Genomic DNA, 19,595 nt, shown 5'->3' on the forward strand with positions numbered 1-19,595 from the left:
CCGCAGGCCCTGCCAGTGGTGCACCACTCGCGCCCCCTGCAACCACTCCGGCGCCGCGCCGCCCAGCTGGCGCAGCCGGCTGAGCTGGTCCGGATCGGCGGCGGCGCCGGGTTCCAGGGTCGCCCCCAGCCACAGGCGTCGGCCACCCTCCAGGTCGGGACGGGGCACCAGATTGAGGCCGCCCCACACCACCGTCCCGGGCCAGGCGGAGGGCAGGGGGGCCTCCAGTTCAAGCTCCAGGGCCTGGCCCAGCACCGGCTCAAGCAGCCACCGGCCATCCCCGATGCCGGGGACACCCTCCAGCAGGGCGCCGGCGGAGGTCCCTGCCGCCAGCACCACCCAGGCCGCCTGCTCCGAGCTTCCGCCTGCCAGCTCCACCCGCCAGCCGCCCTGATCGGGCTGGAGGGCCACGGCTGCCTCCGCACGCAGCGCCAGCCCCCGCTCCCGGCCGTCCGCTGCCAGGGCCGCCAGGGCGGAGCCGGGATCGAGCTGGCCGTCGCGGCCGGAGTGGAGCCCCGCCAGGGCGGGCTGGGGAAGGGTGGGCTGGAGAGGCTCCAATCGCTGCCGGTCCCAGAGTTCCATGGGCAGACCCAGGGCCCGTTTGCGCGCCCCCAGCGCCGCCAGACGCTCCTGCTCGGCGCCATCGGCGGCCAGCAGCAGCACCCCGGCCCGGTAGGGGATCGGATGCCCCCGCTGGGCCAGCTCACGGCGCCACTGGCTCCAGAGCTCCAGGCTGCGCTGTCGCAGCTCCCAGGCCCGGCCCCGCTCGCGGTGGAAGCTGTCGGCCATCAGCACGCCGAGGGCCGCCCGGCTGCCGCTGCGCCATTCGCCCCCAGCGTCGCGATCTCTCGGGCGATCACCGGCCAGGGCCGGATCCAGCAGCAACACCTGGTGGCCCCGGCACTGCAGCCACCAGGCGCAGGCCAGGCCCACAATGCCCGCCCCCACCACGATCACCGTGGTAGGGGCGCTGCCTACTGGCGGTGCTTGCGGGGGCCTGGGTTCAGGCGTCGGCGTTGCTCACAGAGACCGGCTGGGGAGCGGGCGTAGAGGCCGAGGGGGCCGGGGGCACGGCGTTGGACTCCTTGACCTCGGCGGCGAAGGCTTCGGCCATGGCGACGGCCTCGGCTGGGATCACCTCGGCGTAGGCGCTGAAGCCGGTGGCCACCTTGATGTAGTCCTTGCGGAGGTTCTCACCGTCCTGCAGGCGGGCGGCCTCATCCAGCTTGGCCAGGGAAGACTTCAGCTTGGTGGCCCGCTTGCCGGCCTCGGCCCGGTCGGCGGGGAGCAGGCGCTGGTTGATGTAGAGCATCTGGCGACCCAGATCCTGCATCGGACCGTGGATCAGGTTGCGGGTGAAGACCCAGTTGCGGTCGTTGACCAGATCAGCCAGTTCGGGCAGGCGTTCCTTCGAGGCCAGGAACCCTTCGGCCTGGCGGGCGATCAGGGTCATGTCGGCGGGGCTGATCGTCGGGGGCTTGCGGGTCTGGTCGCCCGAGCAGGCCACCAGCGACACGCTGAGCAGCAGGGCCACGGCGAGCAGGGCGAGGCGGCGCAGGCCAGCCATCAGGGAGATGGGCGCGGGGATCGACGCGACGGCCATGGGACGGTGCTGTGACGTGGCTGGCGCCGTGACTTTACCGGCCCGCCTGCGCCACGATGACGGTCCCGTCCGCTCCATTCCGGAATCATCGATGCGTTCTGCCACGGCGATCCTGCAGCTGATCTGCCCCGATCGACCAGGCTTGGTGAGCGAACTTTCGGGCTGGGTGGCCGCCAACGGCGGCAACATCGTGCACGCCGATCACCACACCGATGCGGGGGCGGGGCTGTTCCTGAGCCGGATCGAATGGGCCCTGGAGGGCTTCGGCCTGCCCCGAGAGGCGATCGTTCCGGCGGTGGCCGCCCTGGCGGGGCGCCTCGGCGGCGAGGGCCAGGTGCACTTCTCCGATGCCCTGCCCCGGGTGGCGATCTTCGCCAGCCGCCAGGACCACTGCCTGGTGGATCTGCTATGGCGCACCCGCTCCGGGGAACTGCCGATGCTGGTGCCCCTGGTGGTGTCCAACCACCCGGATCTGGCGGCGCTGGCGGCTGATTTCGGGGCCCGTTTCGTGCACCTGCCGATCACGGCGGCCACCCGTGCGGAGGTGGAGCAGGCCCAGCTGGATCTGCTGGAGGAGGAGGGGATCGAGCTGGTGGTGCTGGCCAAGTACATGCAGGTGCTGAGCCCCACGTTCCTGGCCCGGTTCGCCCAGGTGATCAACATCCACCACTCCTTCCTGCCCGCCTTCCAAGGGGCCCAGCCTTACCACCGCGCCTGGGAGCGCGGCGTCAAGCTGATCGGCGCCACGGCCCACTTCGTCACCGAGGAGCTGGATGGGGGGCCGATCATCGAGCAGGCCACCATGCACGTGGGTCACCGGGACGAGGTGGAGGACCTGATCCGCAAGGGCCGTGACACCGAACGGCTGGCCCTGGCCCGGGCGGTGCGCCTGTTTCTGCGGCGACAGGTGATGGTCTATCGCGGCCGAACCGCTGTGTTTGATTGAGCCTTGCCCCGGGACCCGCCGCCGGTCCCCCGTTGCCGCCGCCGCCCCGGTGATCTTTTTTTCCGCCCTCGACGAGCGCCTGATGGCGCCCAAGCCGGACGCCGCCACCCCCCTGGGCTGGCGCTGTTTCCAGCTGGGGCTGTTCCTGCTGGCCAGCAGTGCCTTTCTGGGTGGCCTGGCCCTGCTGCTGGCCCTGATCCTGGGCAGCCGCGGCCGGCGCCCCGTCCTGGCCGACCGGGTCAATGGTGTGCTTCTGGTGGCGGCGGTGCTGATGGTGCTGGGCTGCTTCCGGGCCGCCAGCAATGGGCTGGCCTGGCTGGGGATGGGCAACTGGCTGCCCTTCTTCTGGGGCTTCTGGGGCTTCCAGGTGTATCTCGGCACCCCCGCCGCCCGCCGCCGGGTGGCCCTGGCCCTGGTGGCCGGGACGGTGCCGGTGATCCTCACGGGGCTGGGCCAGCTCTGGTGGGGCTGGAGCGGACCGTTCCAGTGGCTGGGGGGCCTGATCATCTGGCACATCAAGGCCGGCGGCAATCCGCCGCAGCGGCTGGCTGGCCTGTTCGACTACGCCAATATTGCCGGGGCCTGGATGGTGCTGGCCTGGCCCTTCACCCTGGCGGCCCTGCTGGAAGCCCGCCAGGGCTGGCGGCGCCGGGGGGTGGTGCTGGTGATCGCCGCTGCCCTGGTGGCGGCCGTGTTCCTCACCGATTCCCGCAATGCCTGGGGCGCCCTGCTGCTGGCGGTGCCCCTGGTGGCGGGGCCGCTCAGCTGGGTATGGCTGCTGCCGGTGCTGCTGGTGGTACTGGCGGTGATCGGCCTGGCCACCCTGCCCTGGGTGCCGGAGGCCCCGCAGGAGCTAGCCCGCCAGCTGGTGCCCGAGGCGATCTGGGGCCGGCTGATCGACCTTGACTCCGGCGGCCAGCGGCCGCTGGCGATCACCCGCCTGGCCCAGTGGCAGGTGGCGCTGGGACTGATCGCCGAACGGCCCTGGCTGGGTTGGGGGGCGGCCGCCTTCAGCATCATTTACCCGATGCGCACCGGCTTCTGGCACGGCCATCCCCACAACCTGCCGATCGATCTGGCCTTGAGCCACGGGGTGCCGGTCGCCGTGCTCGTGGTGGGGCTGGTGCTCTGGCTGCTGGGCCGGGCCGGCTGGCTGGGCATGGCCGGCGGCAGCTTGTTCGATCGGGCCTGGTGGGCGGCGACCCTGGTGCTGGTGGCCCTGCACGCCACTGACATTCCGCTCTACGACAGCCGCGTCAATGTGGCGGGCTGGGTGCTGCTGGCGGGTCTGCGCTGCTATCGCCAGCCAGCGCCTCCTGCCGGTGCCTGAGCAGGGTGGCCGGGGGCAGGGGCCCCTCCAGATGGGCCCAGGGCAGCACCCTCTCCTCAGCCCAGGTGGCGTGGACCACCTCCTCCCAGGGGGGTGGCAGCGGCAGGGGGAACGGCAGATCGGCCGGTGCGGTCACCTCGCCGGCCCGGGCCGCCCGGTAGGCCGTCTTCCAGCCGCCCTGGCTGTCGTGCTGGCCCCGCGCCGCGGCGATCACCGGCGCCAGGCGGCGGTCGCTGCGGGAGAGCAGGGCCTGGATGACGCTCCAGCCGTAGCTCTCCGGCCGCAGCTCGATGCCCTTGGGCTGCAGGCGCCGCGCCAGCCGTTGCAGACGCTTCTCCGCCTCCGGGCGCACCCCCTGCCACTGGAAGGGGGTGTGGGCCTTGGGCACGAAGGTGCTCACCCCCAGGCTGAGCCGCAGGCCCGGGGTGGCTTTCTTCAGGTCCAGCAGCAGGTCGGCGGTGGCTTCGATGTCGGCGTCCTCCTCACTGGGCAGCCCGGCCATGCCATACAGCTTCAGGCCGCTGAGGCCACCCTCCTTGGCGTAGCGGGCCGCCGCGAAGATCTCCTCGCCGCTCAGTTTCTTGTTCACCACCCGGCGCATGCGTTCGCTGCCGCTTTCGATGGCGATCGTGAGGGACTTGCTCCCCCGCCGGGCCAGGATCCGCCCCAGCTGGGGGGTCACGGTGGCCGCCCGAACCGAGCTGACGCTGACCCGGGTGCCCTCGAAACGGTCCTGATCCAGCCAGCTGAGCAGGTCGTCGAACTGGGGGTGCTGGGTCACCGAGGCCCCCAGAAGGCCGAGCCGCTGCGTCACCGCCAGCCCCGTTTCCACCGCCGGGATCAGACCGTCGTCGAGGGAGGCGGTGCGGAAGGGCAGGGTCAGGTAGCTGGCCAGGCAGAAGCGGCACAGCTCCGGGCAGCTGCGGGCCACCTCCACCATGTGGATCGACGGCCAGGCCGCCTCGGGTGTGATCACCGTGGAATGGCTCAGGGTGTTGCCCCGCCAGGTCTGCTTGGCGATGGTGGCCGGCACCTCGGCGGCGATGGGCTCCACCGCCAGCAGGGCGCCGTCGGCGTCGTAGCGGGGGGCGTAGAGCGCCGGCACGTAGACCCCGGGAACCCGGGCCAGCTGCCGCAGGCGTTCGGGGCGGGGCAGGGGGCGGCCGGCCTGGAGCGCGTCGATGAAGGCGGGCAGCAACTGTTCGCCGTCACCGAGCAGCACCACGTCGAAGAAGGGGGCCAGGGGTTCGGGATTGGCGGTGAGCACCGGCCCGCCGCCGAACACGATCGGGTCGTGCTCCCCCCGCTGGTGGCTCCACAGGGGGATGCCCTGCCGCTCGAGCAGGTCGAGCAGCACCGGTCCGTCCAGCTCCCAGCTGAGCGACAGGCCGAACAGGTCGCAATGGCGATGCGGCGGGTCCCCCTGATCCGTGAACAGCCGCCGCACGTCCAGGTCGCTGCGGCGCGCCAGGCTGGCCCACACCACCTGATACCCCAGGCTGGTGATCCCCACCGAATAGCTGCTCGGGAAGGCCAGCACGGTGCGCAGGGCATCGGCGTCCGGCCGGGCGGGTTCGAACAGCAGGGTTTCCTGATTCAGAGGGGCGGCAGGGAGTGGAGTTCCAGCGTGTCACTTCAGGCGACGCGGTGGTGTCTCCCTAAACTCGGGCGCTTTACGACAGCCGTCATGCTCACGCTGCCGAGTTCCGTCGAAATCATCCTCGGCATCCTGGTGCTGTTCGGCGGTGGGGAGTTGTTCGTGGCCGGTTCGGTTGCCCTGTCCCTGCTGCTGGGCATTCCCCAGCTGGTGATCGGTCTGACCGTCGTTTCGCTGGGCACCAGCACGCCGGAACTGTTCGTGAGTGTGCTGTCCACCATCCAGGGGGACGCCGACCTGGCAGTCAGCAACATCGTCGGCAGCAATATCTTCAACATCCTGGTGGTGCTGGGCGCTAGCGCGGCCATCGTTCCCCTGCGCGTCAGGAGCCGGCTGGTGCGGCGGGACGTGCCGCTGCTGCTGGGTATCTCGATGGCCGTGTGGGGCATGGCCTCCGGGGGCCGGCTCACCTGGCAGGCGGGGGTGGCGCTGCTGTTCGCGATGGTGGCCAATCTCGTCTGGGAGATCCGCACCGCGTCGGAAGATTCCGAGGACGACGAGGACAACGAAGAGGAACGGGCAACCCCGCTGGTGGCCGGCCTGAAGCTGGCCGCCGGCCTGGCCCTGCTGGTGCTCGGCTCCCAGCTGCTGGTGAAGGGGGCCACCACGGCCGCCGTGGCCCTGGGGGTGAGCCAGACGGTGATCGGCCTGACGATCGTGGCGGCCGGCACCTCCATGCCCGAGCTGGTCACCTCGGTGGTGGCCGCCTACCGGGGCAAGGCCGACCTGGCCATCGGCAACGTGGTGGGCAGCAACCTGCTCAACCAGGTGGTGATCCTGGGCCTCTGTGCCGTGGTGTCCGGCGGCAAGGGACTGGCGGTGGATCCGGTGATGATCAGCCGCGATCTGCCGATCATGGTGGCCACCACCCTGGCCTGCTTGCCGATCTTCTGGAGCAACGGAACGATCTCCCGCCTCGAGGGCTGGTTGCTGCTGGGTCTTTACGGGCTCTATCTGGTGGAGCAGGTCCTGGCCGCCACCGCCGGCGGTGAGATCGTCGACAACACCTTCAGGTTCGTGGTGCTGGTGGCTGTGCTGCCCCTGCTGCTGGTGTTCCTGGTCTGGCAGGTGCTGCGCTGGAAGCAGCAGCGCAAGCTTCTGGCTGTCCAGGGCGGCGAGTAGGAGCGGGGGCTGGCGTGGACCGGTGAGGGTGCGTCGGGATCTGCCGATCTTGCTGGAGCTGGGTGAGGTGAGGGGGTACTGGCGTTCGGCTCGCTGGCGCGGGGCGAGGCACGCCCTGATTCCTACCTTGATCTGGCGGTGATCGTGGGCCGCGCCCAGCTCAGCCCCGCAAAGAAGGTCACCTGCTAGCGCCGCTTTCGCCAGGCCCTCCGGCTGCTCGGCGCCGGGGTGGACCTGGTGGCGGCCACTTCCGCCGACGCCGAACGGTTGAGCGGCTCGCGCTGGCAGGTGTTCGGCGATGAGGCCACCGACAAGGAAGGTCCGCTTCCTCTGTCGACGCTCGCCTGGAGCTGCTGGTATTACTGGAGGCCGAGCTGGAACGCTGGCGGTAAAATGGCGGACTTAATCGGTTCCGTCAATTGAGCGTTAGTCTTCACACAAAGCACCCAACGCCTCGACTATGTTTCGATTCTTGTGACAAAGTTGGGTGAAATGGCCGTCATAAAGGTCGGCCCGACTTGAGCCGAGTTGATGACATTGCTAGTTTGCTATTTAACTTCGCAGGCGACTTCGAAGAGTCTCTCCAGCTACCCAGTATATCGACATTCCATCTTTACAGCACCAATAGGAGCAGGCAACTAAAGGTTCATTCAGAATTCACAGGCGCGGCGGATGTGGGTCGATCCCTCTGGATATCTGCCAAAAGCGCATGCCGACAGAGAGTCATTGGAAAATCTCTGCGTGCTCGCTGCCAAATGCACCGGTTAATGGGTGCTGGGACTTAGGGGAATTTTTACCTACCCTGGCCTAGAAACAGAGCACGATGTACTTAAGCAAGCCCGTAGGCCGTTTCTCAGTCAGGCCTAACCCCCCGCTCAAGCTGAGTCCCAGCGGCGTGGCACACTGGACAGTAAGCGTTAGGCCTGCGACCCATTCAGTGCTTGCTGTCTAGCGCTCCACGGTGCTGGGGTCAGCTAGCTCAAACGTTGGACTGACAACAGAACCAGTCAGTAACCCAGCGATAAGACTTGGTATCTCGCTAGACCAAGCTTCCACGTTCACCTTGGTATGTCAGCATGAGTCCAGCTAAACCGAATCAGATTGCTGAGGACTTCACTCAGCCGGTCTATAAACTCAGGGATCCCCAGGCATTGAAGATGAAGCAGTCCGCAAGAGATATGAGCTGTGACACTGTGTTGAGGCTCTTTGGGATAACTTGCGTTTTTCTCCCAATCGTGTTTGCCATTGCTTGGAAGAACCCTGCGCATCTTCTCCAACTGGCCTATCTTCCCTTCGCGTTTCTCATCTCACCAATTGTTTGCGGCTTCTCTCCTGTAAATCGGCGGATATCTAATGCGATGCACTTCATGCCAGTCTTCATCCTGTTAATTCCAATTGCGCTTATTCATCGCCTCGTGCCATCTCCCTCATGGTATATTTTTGTGGTGCCATTGCAGCTGATTTTGTCTTGGTGCGCCAAAAGCGGGCTTCCAAGCATGAAGAGAAGGGAGTGGCAAGAGTTTTCAAGAATCACGGGATAAGTTCAGCTGATTGATGAAACGATCATCGTAGTTGCTCGGGCTTTCTCTTCCTTGCCGATCGGGGGGCATGGAAATCGGGCGGAAGTTCAATATCTCTGAATTGGCTATGAAGCTCCTTCAAGATTCTGGAAGTTACAGTCCAATATCCAGATTCAAGAGATGTGATTCCACCTAAGTCAATGGATTACATCGCTTCTGCCCGCTTCTGGGCTGGAGCGTTAGCGGCACCCCCTCACACCTCCGCCAGCACCTTCTCCTCCTCCTCCACGCTCACCACCCGGCCGGCATCGCTGAAGCCATCGATCTGGTCGAAGTTGAGGTAGCGGTAGAGCTGGTCGGAGAGGGGGTCGATCTTGGCCGCCGCGATCTCCAGGTACTCGGCCGGGCTGGGGATGCGCCCCAGCAGGGCGCACACCGCCGCCAGTTCGGCGCTGCCCAGGTACACCTGGGCGCCGTTGCCGAGGCGGTTGTTGAAGTTGCGGGTGCTGGTGGAGAACACGGTGGTGTTGTCCTCCACCCGGGCCTGGTTGCCCATGCACAGCGAGCAGCCCGGCAGCTCCATGCGGGCGCCGGCGGTCTCGAACTTGGCGGTGTAGCCCTCGGCCCGCAGCACCTCGTCGTCCATGCGGGTGGGGGGGCAGACCCACAGCCGGGCGGCGCTGGTGCCGGCCCCATCCATCACCGTGGCGGCGGCGCGGTAGTGGCCGATGTTGGTCATGCAGGAGCCGATGAACACCTCGTCGATCCGGTCGCCGGCCACCTCGCTCAGCAGCTTGACGTTGTCCGGGTCGTTGGGGCAGGCCAGGATCGGTTCGCTCAGCTCGTCCAGGTTGATGTCGATCACGGCGGCGTACTCGGCGTCGGCATCGGCCTCCATCAGCACCGGATCCGCCAGCCAGGCCTCCATCGCCTTGATCCGCCGCGCCATGGTGCGAGCATCGCTGTAGCCCCGGGCGATCATGTTCTTCAGCAGCGCCACGTTGCTGCGCAGGTATTCGCTCACCGTCTCGACGCTCAGCTTGATCGTGCTGCCGGCGCAGGAGCGCTCGGCGGTCGCGTCCGTCAACTCAAACGCCTGCTCCAGCTTCAGATCGGGGAGCCCTTCGATCTCCATGATGCGGCCGCTGAAGATGTTCTTCTTGCCGGCCTTCTCCACCGTGAGGAGGCCCTGCTGAATGGCCACGTAGGGAATGGCGTTGACCACGTCCCGCAGGGTGACGCCGGGCTGCAGGGAGCCGGAGAAGCGCACCAGCACCGACTCGGGCATGTCGAGGGGCATGGCACCGATGGCGGCCGCGAAGGCCACCAGGCCGGAGCCGGCCGGGAACGAGATGCCGAGCGGGAAACGGGTGTGGCTGTCACCGCCGGTGCCCACCGTGTCCGGCAGGAGCATGCGGTTGAGCCAGCTGTGGATGATGCCGTCGCCGGGGCGCAGGGCGACGCCGCCCCTGGAGCTGATGAAGTCCGGCAGCTCGGCGTGGGTCCTGAGGTCGACCGGCTTGGGGTAGGCGGCGGTGTGGCAGAAGCTCTGCATCACCAGATCGGCGGAGAAGCCCAGGCAGGCCAGCTCCTTCATCTCGTCGCGGGTCATCGGCCCGGTGGTGTCCTGGCTGCCGACGCTGGTCATCAGCGGTTCGCAGCTCGTGCCGGGGCGCACGCCCGCCAGGCCGCAGGCCTTGCCCACCATCTTCTGGGCCAGGGTGAAGCCCTTGCCCGTGTCAACGGGGGCCACCGGCCGGATGAAGGCCTCGGAGGGGGGCAGGCCCAGCTGCAGCCTCACCTTGTCGGTGAGCGAGCGGCCGATCAGCAGGGGGATGCGGCCACCGGCCCGCACCTCGTCGGCGATGGTGCTGGGCTTGAGCTCGAAGCGGGCCAGGACCTCCCCGGCCCCCGGCTCGCCGGCGGCCCGCTCGATCGTGCCGGCGTGGGGCCGGATCGTGATCACGTCGCCGCTGCTGAGGGCGCTCACGTCGCACTCGATCGGCAGGGCGCCGGAATCCTCGGCGGTGTTGAAGAAGATCGGCGCGATCTTGCTGCCCAGCACCACCCCGCCGCTGCGCTTGTTGGGCACGTGGGGGATGTCGGTGCCGATGTGCCAGAGCACCGAGTTGATGGCGGATTTACGCGAGCTGCCGGTACCCACCACATCGCCCACGTAGGCCAGCGGGTGGCCCTTGCCCTTCAGCTCGGCGATCAGGGCCAGCCCCTCCGGCATCCGCGTCTCCATCATCGCCATCGCGTGCAGGGGGATGTCGGGGCGGGTGGTGGCGTGGGTGGCCGGGGAGAGGTCGTCGGTGTTGGTTTCTCCGGTCACTTTGAACACCGAGACGGTGATCGCCTCCGGCAGGGGCGGCCGGGCGTGGAACCATTCGGCCGCCGCCCAGCTGTCGACCACCTGGCGGGCCAGGGGGTTGGTTTCGGCCAGCTCCAGCACGTCGTGGAAGGCGTCGTACACCAGCAGCGTGCGGCTCAGTCCCGTGGCCGCTTCGGAGGCGATGGCGGCATCGGCGTTGCCCAGCAGCGCGATCAGGGCGCCGACGTTGTAGCCGCCGATCATCGTGGCCAGAAGCCGGGTGGCCTCCAGGGCGCTCACCAGGGGGCTGGTTGTGGTGCCCTGGGCCACGGCGCTGAGCCAGCCAGCCTTCACGTAGGCGGCCTCATCCACCCCCGGCGGGATGCGTTCGCTCAGCAGGTGCAGCAGGAAGGCCTCCTCGCCGGCAGGAGGGTGCTCCAGCAGCTGGGTGAGGGCCTGGGCCTCGGGTGCCGTGAGCGGCAGGGGCGGCACGCCGAGGGCTTCGCGGGCCGCGGCGGCCTCGCGGTAGGTGGGGAGCAGGTCGGCAGGCGAGAGGGACATGGGGGCGTGGGTCCGGGTCGTACCCCCGGATGGCATGGACGTGACGTCCATTGTTCTTCGCCGTGGGTCCACCCACTGGTGACGACGGCTGCAGAAGTCGTCGCTGCGACCGATGGCGCCAGGGTGGCGAAGGGTGTCTGGAACGTCAGTTCGTAGGCTGGAGTCCCTGACCAATCTCCGCCGGCCGCCGCGCATGATCCCCACCTCCGATCTCCACGTGGTGGAAACCCGGCCGCTGGTGCCGCCGGCTGTGCTGCATGCGGAGTTGCCCCTGTCCGAGCAGGCCGCCCGCACCGTGCAGCAGGCGCGTGAGCGCATCAAGGCCATCCTGCACGCCGGCGACCAGCGGGTGCTGGTGATCGTCGGCCCCTGTTCGGTCCATGACGTGGCTGCCGCCCGCGAGTACGCCGGCGCCATCGCCCAGGCCCAGCGCCGGCACCGGGGCGAACTGGAGATCGTGATGCGGGTCTACTTCGAGAAGCCCCGCACCACCGTGGGCTGGAAGGGAATGATCAACGATCCCCACCTCGATGGCAGCTACGACATCAACACCGGCCTGCGCCGCGCCCGCTCCCTGCTGCTGCACCTGGCGGAGATGGGCCTGCCGGCGGCCACCGAGGTGCTCGATCCGGTGGTGCCCCAGTATCTCGCTGACCTGATCAGCTGGACCGCCATCGGCGCCCGCACCACCGAAAGCCAGACCCACCGGGAGATGGCCTCGGGCCTGTCGATGCCGATCGGCTTCAAGAACGGCACCGACGGCAGCGCCGCCACAGCCATCAATGCCATGGAGGCGGCCGCCCGGCCGCACCATTTCCTGGGCATCAACAAGGAGGGCCAGGCCGCCATCGTCTCCACCACTGGCAACCCGGATGGCCACCTCGTGCTGCGGGGGGGCAAGAGCGGCACCAACTACCACGCCGAGGCGGTCGAGGCCGCGGCGGCCCTGCTGGCCCGCGATGGTCTGCCGGCACGGCTGATGGTGGATTGCAGCCATGGCAATTCCAACAAGGACTACCGCCGCCAGGGGGAGGTGCTGCGCCAGTTGGCCGATCAGGTGCGCCAGGGGTCCGTCCACGTGATGGGGGTGATGGTGGAAAGCCATCTGGTGGAAGGAAATCAGAAGATTTCCGCCGATCTTGCCTCGCTCACCTACGGCCAGAGCATCACCGATGCCTGCATCGATTTGGACACCACCCTGGATCTGCTGGTCGAACTCGCCGAAGCGGTGAAGCAGGCCCAGGCTCGAAGCCTCGCCCTGGCCTGAGAACCCAATCAGCACTCTGATGACGCGAGTGCTGATTCCATTCTCTGCAACAGACTGTTCTTTGTGAACAGTTAACTGCTCCGCCATGGGTACGTTTGGGTCAGCAAGATCATGGAGGTCCGCTGATGTCCTATCTCCTGCAGTTCTGCGGGTTGTCGGATCCCTTGCAGTTGTTTTATCTCGAGCAGAAATCCGCTTCTTCACCCTCCGGCAGCCCCACGCCCGGCCCGATCTACGGCGGCTTCCGCCCCTTCCAATTGGATGATCTGCTCGGTTGGGCCCTCGACACCGCCCGGGGCCGCAGCTGGGACGGCGAGGCCATCCAGCGGCTGGTGCTCGACGTCTGGATGGAGCGGGCCGATGTGATCCGCCAGTGGCAGCTGCGGCTGCGGGAGGAGCCGGCCGGGCGGATGCTGGTGGCGGGGATCGGTACCCAGCGCGACTGGGAGTTCCGCTGCGAGCAGCTCCTGAAGGCTTGAGCTCTCCCCGCCTCCTGGTCTGCCCGGGGTCAGTGCTTCCTCAAGCGACCTCGATACCGAACAGCTGCCGCATGCGCTCCAGGATCGAGGTCTGTCGCCGGGCCGCATCCGGCGAGGAGAGCTTCTCCAGCTCCGAGCGCCGTTGGCCCACGATCGCCGCCAGGGCATCCAGCACGCCGGCGTCGTCCTCCACCAGGGGCAGGAAGTCGTCCCGCTCCACCTCCAGCAACACACATTCCCCCCGCGAACGCACCGTGGCCGTGCGGGGTTCCCCCGTGCAGACCGTCATCTCCCCGAAGATCTGATCACGGCCCAGCACCGCTACAGACCGCCCCAGGGGGGAACCATCGGCCTTGAACACCTCCACCTGGCCATCCACCACCTGGAACAGGGCGTCACCCTCCTCCCCTTCTCCCACGATCGTTTCGCCGGAGCCGAAGCGCAGGCAGCGCACCTCCGGGGCCAGCCGACTCACCTGGTCGGGATCCAGCTGGGCGAACAGCCAGCTGCGCCGCAGCAGTTCCGCCGTCAGGGAGGCATCCACACCGGTGGGATGGGCCGGATCCCGGCGGGTCTGGCGGCGCTTGAGCTCCCGCACCGGATAGGGCAGCTCCCAGCCCTGCCGCTCCAGGGCGTACCAGATCTGCTCCAGCAGTTCACTGCGCAGACGCAGTCGTGCCCCTTCCGAGGCGCCCTGCTGGGAGGCCAGCAGTTCGTAGCGGACCAGGGAGTCGTCGTAAGCACTGATCCAGACCTCCGGCGGCGGCTCCTGAAGCACCAGCGGGTTGTCGGCCATCACCCGCAGCAGCAACTGGCGGGCCCGGGCCGGCGGGATCTCATAGCCCAGGGAGATCTGGAAGCGATTCCCCACCGGGTCGTACTGGTTGATTCGCTGCATCGGGTTGTCCGCCACCGTGTTGTTGGGCAGGTTCACGGTGGAGCCGTCGGTGCGGCGCAGGCGGGTGCTCATCAGATGCAGCGACTCCACCGTGCCGCTCTCCACGCCGACGCTGATCCAGTCCCCCTCCCGGAAGGGCGGATCCAGCTGCAGTTCGATGCCGGCGAACAGATCTTTGAGCGATTCCTGGGCCGCCAGGCCGATGACGGCGGTGAGTACGGCTGACGTGGTCACCAGGCCTACCAGGTTGAGGTTGGCCAGGCGCTGCAGCACCAGCACGGTGGCCAGGGCCGACAGACCCAGGCTGAGCAGGTCGCGCAGGATCTTGGCGACAGGCCGCCACCAGCCCAGGGCCTCCGGGCACTCCAGGGCCAGCCAGGCCAGCAGGGCAATCAGGGCATAGGCGGTGGCCAGTTCATCCACAGCGCCGAGCCACTGCACCCCGGCCGGTCGACTCATGTTGCCGAGCACGGACCAGAACACCACCGCCACCACTGGCAGCAGCAGCGGCGGCGGTGGCAAGCGAAAACGGCGGGTGGCCAGCCGCAGGCCCAGCAGGGCCGCCACCAGGGCCACGCCGATCAGAATCCGCTCGATCGGTCCCATCAGCTCAGCACCCGCCACAGCCCGGCCACTGCCACAGGCACGCTGAAGTTGTCGATGCCCAGCAGGGCCCATTGCTCCAGACCCGTCGCCACCAGGGCGATCAGGGCGATCCCCGCCGCTCCAGGCGCGGGGCCGCTGCCCAGCTGCCCCAGGGCCAGCAGAACGGTGAGGCTGGCGAGCGCCATGGCAGCAGTGCCCACCAGGGAGCGCCGTTCCCCGAACACGGTCCAGGAGGGCGAGGGGATCAGTGGCCCCAGCAGACCGGCCAGGCCGTCACCGAAGGCCATCACCAGAACGCCGGCCGCCACCGTGGCGGGATGGGCGGGCCACCAGAGCCAGAGCAGCAGGGTGATTGAGGCGCCGTAGGCGATCGTGCCGTAACTTCGCCGCTCCACATCCTCGATCGCTGGCAGCACCCGGACCCGGTGATTGAGGGCCGCCAGCAGGGTGATGGTGCCGGCGGCGGGTACGGCGATCAGCCTCTCGACCCCAAAGGCCCAGGCGATCAGCACCACCGGCCCGGCACCGATGTGCACCAGCTTGCGGCTCCATTCCCGTTGCTCGGGCCAGCGGCGGCGCAGCAGCAGAGCCGCGCCGCTGAGCAGGGCCAGCCAGGAGGCCACCACCAGCGCACCGGTGAGCTGGGTAACCCCGCCCTGTTGTGGAGGAAGGACCAACGCCAGCAGGGAAGGTGGGATCAGGCGGCCTGGTGGAGATTGCTCATCAAGCGCAGCTTCATGATGGCCTTGGCTTCCAGCTGCCGCACCCGTTCACGGGAGACGTTGATCTGACGGCCGATCTCAGCGAGCGTAAGGGGTTCTGAGCCCTCCAGCCCGAAGCGAAGCCGCAGGATCTTCTGCTCGCGCTCGTTGAGCTGGGAGAGCCAGGCACCGAGGTGTTCCTTCTGAAGAAGGCGATCCATCGAATCGAAGTGCTCGTTACTGGCCGGGTCAGCGATCAGTTCCCCCAGGGTGCTGCGATCTTCCTCGCCCCGGGCATGGGCATCAAGGGAGGCGCAGGGGGCGCTCTGGGTCATCAGTTCCTCGAGCTCCTCCGGCCGCATGCCCATGGCGTGGGCCAGTTCGAGCCTGTTGGGCTGGCGCCCCAGCCGATGGGAGAGTTCGCGGGTGATGCGCCGCATCTTCGAGAGCTTCTCGCTGATGTGAATCGGCAGTCGAATCGTGCGGGCGCTGTTATCGATGGCCCTGGTCATGCCCTGGCGGATCCACCAGTAGGCGTAGGTGGAGAATTTGTAGCCCATGGCGGGGTCAAACTTGTCGACGGCCCGCTCCAGACCGATCGCCCCTTCCTGGACCAAGTCGAGCAGTTCCAGGCCCTGATTCTGGTACTTCTTGGCCACGCTCACCACCAGCCTGAGGTTGGCGGCCATCATGCGGTCGCGGGCCCGTTGGCCCATGCGCAGCTGCCGCTTCTGACGCGACGTCAGCTCCCCATCGACGAGGGCCTGCAATTTTTTGCCGGCCTGAACGTGGTGGGCCAGCTCAATTTCTTCGGCCGGTGTGAGAAGCGGCACACGGCCAATGGTGCTGAGATACCAACCAATGGAATCAGCGCTGAGCCGTCCCCCTTGGCGGGCTGTTGTCTTGGAACTGACTGAACCGCCACTGGATTTCGCCCTGCTGGGCGAAGCCGCGTCTGCACTGCTTTTCAGCAGTGAGAGGGCGGAATGCAGAGGTGTCCCCATCACCCCAGGCTCCCGAATGAATTTGGCCGGAATGTAGCACCTCAGGATGGATGAAACCAGCCTTCTCTGGAAGGTTGTCAGTAGCTTGTCTAAAAAATGTTGCTTATGTCGTGGTGGCTACGCTTTGGCCTCGGGCGTGAAGCCGCCGCGCCAGCGCTCCATGAGCAGCATTTGCGTCAGTTTTGCCTCACCGGCGTGCTGACGCTGCGAAAAGTGTCCATCGCTGTGCATGTGCCAGGCGCCTGTATCGGTGAGGTAGAGGTCAAGCAAAGCCTCGATCTGTTTCTGAAGGCGCGGATCCTCGATCGGTGCCACCGCCTCGACGCGCCGGTCCAGGTTGCGGGGCATCCAGTCGGCGCTGCCGAAGAACATCTCCTGCTGGCCGCCGTTGCCGAACCAGAAGAGCCGTGAATGCTCCAGGAAGCGACCGATCACGCTCACGACGCTGATGCCTTCGCTGACCCCTTCGACTCCCGGCCGCAGGCAGCACATGCCGCGGATGATCAGTTCGATCCGCACGCCGGCCGCTGAGGCTTCATAGAGCAGCGCGATGATGGCCGGGTCGACCAGGGCATTCATCTTGGCCCTGATATGGCCTCCGCGACCTTCCCGGGCATGGTCGATCTCCCGGCGGATCAGCCCTTCCATGCCCTTGCGCAGGGTGACGGGCGCCACCAGCAACTTGCGGAAACTCTGCTGCTTGGAGAAGCCCGTGAGGTAGTTGAACAGCTCCACGAGGTCCTGGCCGAAATCCTCCCGGGCCGTGAGCAAGCCGACGTCGGTGTAAAGCGACGAGGTCTTGGAGTTGTAGTTGCCGGTGCCGATGTGCGCGTAGCTGCGCAGGGCTCCCTTCTCGCGCCGCACCACCAGCAGCACCTTGGTGTGGGTCTTGAGCCCCAGCACCCCATACACCACGTGCACACCGGAGCGCTCCAGCTGACGGGCCCACTGGATGTTGTTGTCCTCGTCGAAGCGGGCCTTGAGCTCCACTAGGGCCATCACCTGCTTGCCGTTCTCGGCGGCCCGGATCAGGGAGGCCACCACCGGTGAGTCCTTCGACGTGCGGTAGAGAGTCATCTTGATCGCCAGCACCGAAGCATCGTCGGCGGCCTGCCTGAGGAACTCCTCCACCGAGGTGGAGAAGAGGTCGAAGGGATGGTGCAGCAGCACATCGCCGCGGCGCAGCACCGAGAAGATGCTTTCGAATTCCTCCTGCTTGATCGAACCATCCTCCAGCTGGCTGCGCTGGGCCCGCACCAGGGACGGGACGGTGCGCCCTTTGTGGGGCGCGTCCCGCAGCTGGCTGAGGGGGATCGCCATCAGGCTCATCAGATCGTCGAGGCCGAGGGGACCGTTGGTGCGATAAATGTCCTTCGGCTCCACGTCGGTGCCCTCCATCAGCAGGTGCACCACCTCCTCGGGCATCTCGTCGGCCACCTCCACCCGCACCACCTCACCGCCGACACGGCGCTTGCGCAGGCCCTCCTGCAGGGCCTCCATCAGGTCGTCGGCCTCCAGGTCCCGCAGTTCCAGGTCAGCGTCGCGGGTGATCCGGAAGAAGTAGTGCCCCTCGATGGTCATGCCGGGGAACAGCCAGCTCAGGTTGAAGGCCACCAGCTGCTCCAGGGGAACCGCCGTGAAGCCAGGGGTGGGCACCATGCCGCTCAGCTCGGTGGGGATCGGCACGAATCTGGGCAGGATCTTCTGGGGCACCTTCACCCGGGCGAACTGCTGCCGGCCGGTGTCTGGGTCGCGAATCAGGGCCGCAACGTTGAGGCTCAGGTTGCTCAGGAATGGGAACGGGTGGGCCGGGTCCACGGCCAGGGGCGTGAGCACCGGAAAGATCGCCTTGCGGAAGTAGTCGTCGGCCCAGGTTTTCTGGGCCTCGTTCAACCTCAGGTAATCGAGCAGCTGGACGCCGTATTCGGACAGGTGGGTCTTGAGGGAATGGCGGTAGTGCTGCTGCTGCATTTCCAGCAGGGGACGCAGTTTGGTGTGGATCGCATCCAGCTGTTCCTGGGGCGTCAGGCCGTCGTCGCTGCGGCTGGTGACCCCTGCCTCCACTTGGGACTTCAGCGAAGCCACCCGCACCATGAAGAACTCATCGAGGTTGTTGCTGAAGATGGCGCTGAATTTGGCTTGCTCCAGCAGGGGCGTGTGCTCGTCGAGAGCCAGGGAGAGCACCCGATGGTTGAAATCGATCCAACTCTGCTCGCGGTTGATGTAGAGATCGGGAGCGACGACCGGCTGCGACGACATACGGCGGGGCTCCGCGGACACAAGGAATGGCAACGTAGCAATGGCGATCCCGCCGTCAGGGTGTCGCCTCTGCTTGACGCTGGGATCCTGCCGCCACAAGCCACACCACGACGGCCATCAGCAGGATTCCCAGCCAGAACGGACTGCGGCGGCCGATGGTCTCGTAGGCCAGCCCCGCCAGGGGCGGTCCGAGGAAACTGGCCAGGCTCTGCAACCCCTGCAGGCTGCCCAGGGCGGCGCCCTGGCCGCTGTCGGCGAGGCGCCGTGACACCAGGCTGCGCAGGCTGGGGGTCACCAGACCCGTGCCCAGGGCCAGGATCGCCACCGCTGTGAACACCACGGGAACCGCGTTCTGCCGTTCCGCCAGGGGCACCAGCAGAAACCCCGCCATGACGCAGCCCAGGCCGATCTGGGTGAGGCGCCACTCCCCCAGGCGTTGCACCAGCGGACCGATCAGTCCGCCCTGCACCACCGTCGCCACCACGCCCACCACCAGGAAGGCGCCGGCCGACAGTCCCGGCCCCCAGCCAAACACCTGCTTGAAATAGAGCACCAGCAGGGCGGTGAAACCGCTGAACCCGAGAAAGAAGAGGAAGAAGGCGGCGCAGAGGCGGCGGACCCGTGGATTGGCGAACACCCGCTGCAACTGGCCGAAGGGCTGCAGCTCCCAGTGCCTGGGCAGGGGCAGACGGGCCTCGGGCGGATGGGTTTCCGGCAGCAGGGTCACCACGACCACCAGGTTCAGCACGGCGAAGCCCACGGCGAGCAACAGCGGCAGGCCCACGTTGATGCGGCCCAGCAGGCCGCCGAGGGCCGGGCCGAGGATGAACCCCAGCCCGAAGGCCACGCCGATCAGGCCGAAGGCCCGGGCCCGCCGCTCCGGGGTCGAGATGTCGGCCAGCACGGCCGCCGCCGTGGCCGCGGTGCCGCCGCTCACCCCGTCGATCAGGCGGGCGGCGAAGAGAAGCGCCAGGGGTAGACCACTGGCGGCGGCCTCTGGCCAGAGGCGGCCCCAGGGCAGGATCACGGTGAGGGCGAACAGGCCCAGGCCCAGCACCGAACCGGCCACGCAGGCGGTGATCACGGGCCGGCGGCCGTAGCGGTCACTGAGGGCGCCGATCAGGGGGGTGAAGGCGAACTGGGCGATGGCGTAGCTGCCGGCCAGCAGGCCGAGGGTGCGGCCGTCCGCCGTGAACCCCGCCAGCAGGAACGGCAGCAGTGGGAACACGATGCTCTCCCCGAGCCGGTCGTTGAGCAGCGTCAGGAAGGCGCAGAACAGGGTGGAGGGGCGCGAAAGGCGCACGGCGGCGAGCCGGGGATCCCTGGCA

The 19,595-nt window shown here is 67.6% G+C and carries 15 protein-coding genes and 1 pseudogene; 7 read left to right on the forward strand and 9 right to left on the reverse strand.

Annotation, left to right across the window (positions count from 1 at the left end; all coding sequences use genetic code 11):
* Positions 1-948, reverse strand: a 948-nt coding sequence (locus tag KQ305_RS03485) for an FAD-binding oxidoreductase (RefSeq protein WP_259724049.1), incomplete at its 3' end; no start/stop codon positions are given.
* A gap of 166 nt (positions 949-1,114) precedes the next feature.
* Positions 1,115-1,792 (reverse strand): annotated as a pseudogene (gene psbQ, locus KQ305_RS03490) (photosystem II protein PsbQ); the annotation flags it as partial.
* On the opposite strand from psbQ, the gene purU reads away from it, so the two are divergent.
* On the forward strand, positions 1,695-2,549 hold the full coding sequence (purU, locus tag KQ305_RS03495) for a formyltetrahydrofolate deformylase (protein ID WP_259724050.1): 855 nt from the start codon (positions 1,695-1,697) through the stop codon (positions 2,547-2,549). The pseudogene psbQ and the gene purU sit on opposite strands and share 98 nt — an antisense overlap.
* An 82-nt stretch (positions 2,550-2,631) precedes the next feature.
* Positions 2,632-3,879, forward strand: a complete 1,248-nt coding sequence (locus tag KQ305_RS03500) for an O-antigen ligase (protein ID WP_259724082.1) — start codon at positions 2,632-2,634, stop codon at positions 3,877-3,879.
* Here KQ305_RS03500 and KQ305_RS03505 read toward each other — a convergent pair.
* Positions 3,806-5,419, reverse strand: a complete 1,614-nt coding sequence (locus KQ305_RS03505) for a radical SAM protein (protein WP_259724051.1) — start codon at positions 5,417-5,419, stop codon at positions 3,806-3,808. The two genes, KQ305_RS03500 and KQ305_RS03505, sit on opposite strands and share 74 nt — an antisense overlap.
* Before the next feature lie 147 nt (positions 5,420-5,566).
* Here KQ305_RS03505 and KQ305_RS03510 point away from each other — a divergent pair, with 147 nt between their 5' ends.
* From KQ305_RS03510 to KQ305_RS03515, 3 genes are all read left to right on the forward strand, one after another.
* Positions 5,567-6,658: a calcium/sodium antiporter gene (locus tag KQ305_RS03510; protein WP_259724052.1), complete on the forward strand. Its 1,092-nt coding sequence runs from the start codon at positions 5,567-5,569 to the stop codon at positions 6,656-6,658.
* 78 nt (positions 6,659-6,736) lie between these two features.
* Positions 6,737-6,847, forward strand: a complete 111-nt coding sequence (locus KQ305_RS15410) for a nucleotidyltransferase domain-containing protein (protein WP_399230493.1) — start codon at positions 6,737-6,739, stop codon at positions 6,845-6,847.
* A gap of 48 nt (positions 6,848-6,895) precedes the next feature.
* Positions 6,896-7,081, forward strand: a complete 186-nt coding sequence (locus tag KQ305_RS03515; RefSeq protein ID WP_259724053.1) for a hypothetical protein — start codon at positions 6,896-6,898, stop codon at positions 7,079-7,081.
* Between the two features lie 1,350 nt (positions 7,082-8,431).
* On the opposite strand, the gene acnB is transcribed toward KQ305_RS03515, so the two are convergent.
* Positions 8,432-11,053 (reverse strand): bifunctional aconitate hydratase 2/2-methylisocitrate dehydratase, encoded by a 2,622-nt coding sequence (gene acnB, locus KQ305_RS03520; RefSeq protein ID WP_259724054.1) that lies wholly within the window; start codon positions 11,051-11,053, stop codon positions 8,432-8,434.
* A 193-nt stretch (positions 11,054-11,246) separates the two neighbouring features.
* Between acnB and KQ305_RS03525 the strand changes: the two genes are divergently transcribed.
* Positions 11,247-12,320 (forward strand): 3-deoxy-7-phosphoheptulonate synthase, encoded by a 1,074-nt coding sequence (locus KQ305_RS03525; protein ID WP_259724055.1) that lies wholly within the window; start codon positions 11,247-11,249, stop codon positions 12,318-12,320.
* Between the two features lie 125 nt (positions 12,321-12,445).
* A complete protein-coding gene (locus KQ305_RS03530) occupies positions 12,446-12,799 on the forward strand; it encodes a hypothetical protein (protein ID WP_259724056.1) in 354 nt (117 codons plus the stop codon).
* Between the two features lie 40 nt (positions 12,800-12,839).
* Here KQ305_RS03530 and KQ305_RS03535 read toward each other — a convergent pair whose 3' ends face one another.
* From KQ305_RS03535 to KQ305_RS03555, 5 genes are all read right to left on the reverse strand, one after another.
* Positions 12,840-14,303 (reverse strand): mechanosensitive ion channel family protein, encoded by a 1,464-nt coding sequence (locus tag KQ305_RS03535; RefSeq protein WP_259724057.1) that lies wholly within the window; start codon positions 14,301-14,303, stop codon positions 12,840-12,842.
* A complete protein-coding gene (locus tag KQ305_RS03540; RefSeq protein ID WP_259724058.1) occupies positions 14,303-14,980 on the reverse strand; it encodes a diacylglycerol/polyprenol kinase family protein in 678 nt (225 codons plus the stop codon). Before KQ305_RS03540 ends, KQ305_RS03535 begins: the two co-directional genes overlap by 1 nt.
* A 20-nt stretch (positions 14,981-15,000) precedes the next feature.
* Positions 15,001-16,008 (reverse strand): sigma-70 family RNA polymerase sigma factor, encoded by a 1,008-nt coding sequence (locus tag KQ305_RS03545; protein WP_259724059.1) that lies wholly within the window; start codon positions 16,006-16,008, stop codon positions 15,001-15,003.
* Between the two features lie 117 nt (positions 16,009-16,125).
* Positions 16,126-18,267, reverse strand: a complete 2,142-nt coding sequence (ppk1, locus tag KQ305_RS03550; RefSeq protein WP_259724060.1) for a polyphosphate kinase 1 — start codon at positions 18,265-18,267, stop codon at positions 16,126-16,128.
* A 55-nt stretch (positions 18,268-18,322) separates the two neighbouring features.
* Positions 18,323-19,570, reverse strand: a complete 1,248-nt coding sequence (locus KQ305_RS03555) for an MFS transporter (protein ID WP_259724061.1) — start codon at positions 19,568-19,570, stop codon at positions 18,323-18,325.
* Between the last annotated feature and the right edge of the window lie 25 nt (positions 19,571-19,595).

Origin of the sequence: Synechococcus sp. CS-1332 (assembly GCF_025127995.1) — a bacterium.
In the GTDB taxonomy this organism is placed as follows: domain Bacteria; phylum Cyanobacteriota; class Cyanobacteriia; order PCC-6307; family Cyanobiaceae; genus Cyanobium.

Excerpts from the sequence above, each read along its gene's own strand:
- purU (WP_259724050.1), top strand. The coding sequence starts at position 1,695 with ATGCGTTCTGCCACGGCGATCCTGCAGCTGATCTGCCCCGATCGACCA.
- KQ305_RS03500 (WP_259724082.1), top strand. The coding sequence starts at position 2,632 with ATGGCGCCCAAGCCGGACGCCGCCACCCCCCTGGGCTGGCGCTGTTTC.
- KQ305_RS03510 (WP_259724052.1), top strand. The coding sequence starts at position 5,567 with ATGCTCACGCTGCCGAGTTCCGTCGAAATCATCCTCGGCATCCTGGTG.
- acnB (WP_259724054.1), bottom strand. The coding sequence starts at position 11,053 with ATGTCCCTCTCGCCTGCCGACCTGCTCCCCACCTACCGCGAGGCCGCC.
- KQ305_RS03525 (WP_259724055.1), top strand. The coding sequence starts at position 11,247 with ATGATCCCCACCTCCGATCTCCACGTGGTGGAAACCCGGCCGCTGGTG.
- KQ305_RS03530 (WP_259724056.1), top strand. The coding sequence starts at position 12,446 with ATGTCCTATCTCCTGCAGTTCTGCGGGTTGTCGGATCCCTTGCAGTTG.
- KQ305_RS03535 (WP_259724057.1), bottom strand. The coding sequence starts at position 14,303 with ATGGGACCGATCGAGCGGATTCTGATCGGCGTGGCCCTGGTGGCGGCC.
- KQ305_RS03545 (WP_259724059.1), bottom strand. The coding sequence starts at position 16,008 with ATGGGGACACCTCTGCATTCCGCCCTCTCACTGCTGAAAAGCAGTGCA.
- ppk1 (WP_259724060.1), bottom strand. The coding sequence starts at position 18,267 with ATGTCGTCGCAGCCGGTCGTCGCTCCCGATCTCTACATCAACCGCGAG.